The organism is Nocardia sp. NPDC003726 (assembly GCF_053586955.1).
Window position 1 is genome coordinate 1 of the sequence record NZ_JBSFNF010000059.1, and the last position, 3,629, is coordinate 3,629.

The 3,629-nt window shown below is 56.7% G+C and carries 2 rRNA genes; both read right to left on the reverse strand.

Annotated elements, in window-relative coordinates:
* Positions 1–13: 13 nt before the first annotated feature.
* Positions 14–130 (reverse strand): 5S ribosomal RNA (rrf, locus tag ACWDMM_RS33720).
* A 139-nt stretch (positions 131–269) separates the two neighbouring features.
* A 23S ribosomal RNA gene (locus tag ACWDMM_RS33725) occupies positions 270–3,387 on the reverse strand.
* Positions 3,388–3,629 lie beyond the last annotated feature (242 nt).

Here is a 3,629-nt window from a genome sequence, read left to right on the forward strand (position 1 = left end):
TCGTGAAAGGATGTTCCGGCGGTGTCCTACTCTCCCACACCCTGTCGAGTGCAGTACCATCGGCGCTGGCAGGCTTAGCTTCCGGGTTCGGAATGGGACCGGGCGTTTCCCCACCGCTATGACCGCCGTAACTCTATGAAACTATCCACACCCCTCCCACACTCCCCACCCTTCCGGGTGGACCCACCACCCGAGGTGATGGACCGAAGTGTGTTCCGGGTATCTGTGTGTTGTTTCAGATACCGCACAGTGGACGCGTAGCAACCTTTGTTGGTAAGTCCTCGGCCGATTAGTACCGGTCACCTCCACACGTTACCGTGCTTCCAGTTCCGGCCTATCAACCCCATGGTCTATAGGGGGCCTTAACCACTCGAAGGTGGTGAGAAACCTCATCTTGGAACAGGCTTCCCGCTTAGATGCTTTCAGCGGTTATCCCTTCCGAACGTAGCCAACCAGCAGTGCCCTTGGCAGGACAACTGGCACACCAGAGGTTCGTCCGTCCCGGTCCTCTCGTACTAGGGACAGCCTTCCTCAAGTTTCTGACGCGCGCGGCGGATAGAGACCGAACTGTCTCACGACGTTCTAAACCCAGCTCGCGTGCCGCTTTAATGGGCGAACAGCCCAACCCTTGGGACCTACTCCAGCCCCAGGATGCGACGAGCCGACATCGAGGTGCCAAACCATCCCGTCGATATGGACTCTTGGGGAAGATCAGCCTGTTATCCCCGGGGTACCTTTTATCCGTTGAGCGACACCGCTTCCACATGCCGGTGCCGGATCACTAGTCCCGACTTTCGTCCCTGCTCGACCCGTCAGTCTCACAGTCAAGCTCCCTTGTGCACTTGCACTCGACACCTGATTGCCAACCAGGCTGAGGGAACCTTTGGGCGCCTCCGTTACATTTTGGGAGGCAACCGCCCCAGTTAAACTACCCACCAGGCACTGTCCCTGAACCCGATCAGGGTCCGAGGTTAGAAGTCCAATACGACCAGAGTGGTATTTCAACGACGACTCCACGAACACTGGCGTGCCCGCTTCACAGTCTCCCACCTATCCTACACAAACCGTACCGAACACCAATACCAAGCTATAGTGAAGGTCCCGGGGTCTTTTCGTCCTGCCGCGCGTAACGAGCATCTTTACTCGTAATGCAATTTCGCCGAGTCTGTGGTTGAGACAGCAGAGAAGTCGTTACGCCATTCGTGCAGGTCGGAACTTACCCGACAAGGAATTTCGCTACCTTAGGATGGTTATAGTTACCACCGCCGTTTACCGGGGCTTAAATTCTCAGCTTCGCACCCCGAAGGGCGCTAACCGGTCCTCTTAACCTTCCGGCACCGGGCAGGCGTCAGTCCGTATACATCGTCTTACGACTTCGCACGGACCTGTGTTTTTAGTAAACAGTCGCTTCTCTCTGGTCTCTGCGACCACACCCAGCTCAGGAAGCAAAGTCCCGTCACCAGACGTGGTCCCCCTTCTCCCGAAGTTACGGGGGCATTTTGCCGAGTTCCTTAACCACAGTTCTCTCGATCGCCTCGGTATTCTCTACCTGACCACCTGTGTCGGTTTGGGGTACGGGCCGTGTACCAACTCACTAGAGGCTTTTCTCGGCAGCATAGGATCACTGAATTCGCCTCAATCGGCTACGCATCACCTCTCAGGCTGTATGTTGTGCGGATTTGCCTACACAACGCCCTACCGGCTTACACCAGGTAATCCACCACCTGGCCCAGCTACCTTCCTGCGTCACCCCATCGCTTGACTACTACACCCAGGGTCTCGTGCATCCCCTTCCGGCTCCCCGAAGGAAGTCCATCCGGTTCAGGACGATTAGCACAGATGATTCACCATTGGGCGCGGATACACGGGTACGGGAATATCAACCCGTTGTCCATCGACTACGCCTGTCGGCCTCGCCTTAGGTCCCGACTCACCCTGGGCGGATTAACCTGGCCCAGGAACCCTTGGTCATTCGGCGGACGAGTTTCTCACTCGTCTTTCGCTACTCATGCCTGCATTCTCACTCGCACAGCCTCCACAACTGGGTCACCCCGCTGCTTCCACGGCTGCACGACGCTCCCCTACCCACCCCAACACCTGGCTCGAAAGCAGGCGCATGTTGGAGTGCCGCGGCTTCGGCGGTGTACTTGAGCCCCGCTACATTGTCGGCGCAGGATCACTTGACCAGTGAGCTATTACGCACTCTTTCAAGGGTGGCTGCTTCTAAGCCAACCTCCTGGTTGTCTTCGCGACCCCACATCCTTTTCCACTTAGTACACGCTTAGGGGCCTTAGCCGGCGATCTGGGCTGTTTCCCTCTCGACTACGAAGCTTATCCCCCGCAGTCTCACTGCCACGCTCTCACACACCGGCATTCGGAGTTTGGCTGACTTCGGTAAGCTTGTGGGCCCCCTAGGCCATCCAGTAGCTCTACCTCCGGCGTGAAACACGTGACGCTGCACCTAAATGCATTTCGGGGAGAACCAGCTATCACGGAGTTTGATTGGCCTTTCACCCCTACCCACAGCTCATCCCCTCAGTTTTCAACCTAAGTGGGTTCGGGCCTCCACGACGTCTTACCGTCGCTTCACCCTGGCCATGGGTAGATCACTCCGCTTCGGGTCCATGACATGCGACTCAAAACGCCCTATTCGGACTCGCTTTCGCTACGGCTACCCCACACGGGTTAACCTCGCCACACACCGATGACTCGCAGGCTCATTCTTCAAAAGGCACGCCATCACCCCACCAATAAAGGAAGGCTCTGACGGATTGTAAGCGTCCGGTTTCAGGTACTATTTCACTCCCCTCCCGGGGTACTTTTCACCTTTCCCTCACGGTACTAGTCCGCTATCGGTCACCAGGGAGTATTCAGGCTTACCGGGTGGTCCCGGCAGATTCACAGCAGATTTCACGGGCCCGCTGCTACTCGGGCACCCACTACAACAGAGCACGCATTTTCGTCTACGGGACTCTCACCCTCTACGACAGGCCGTTCCAGACCACTTCGACTAACACGCACTTTTCTGACTGTTGCCTACCACGGCAGTGATAGGAAAGTGAGCCCCACTACCCCACACGTGCAACACCTGCCGGCTATCACACACGCATGGTTTAGCCTCATCCGCTTTCGCTCGCCACTACTCACGGAATCACAATTGTTTTCTCTTCCTGTGGGTACTGAGATGTTTCACTTCCCCACGTTCCCTCCCCACCGCCTATATATTCAGCGGAGGGTGACACGACATCACTCGTGCCGGGTTTCCCCATTCGGAAATCCTCGGATCTCAGCTCGGTTGACAGCTCCCCGAGGCTTATCGCAGCCTCCTACGTCCTTCATCGGCTCCTGGTGCCAAGGCATCCACCGAACGCTCTTCAACACTTACAAACAAAGATGCTCGCGTCCACTGTGCAGTTCTCAAACAACACACAAGACCAATCCCTGACTCAGCACCAGCCCGAACCCGAAAGCCCAGCGGTATGACTGAAGAACCAGCCTCGTCGTATCTTTTGCCTGGAAAGAACGCCTGTTCTTTCAGGACCCAACAGTGTGTCGACTACATCCGGTCCGAGACCGGCACATGCCAGCGTTCCACCCATGAGCTCCACCGAGGAACACTCGTCCTCGTA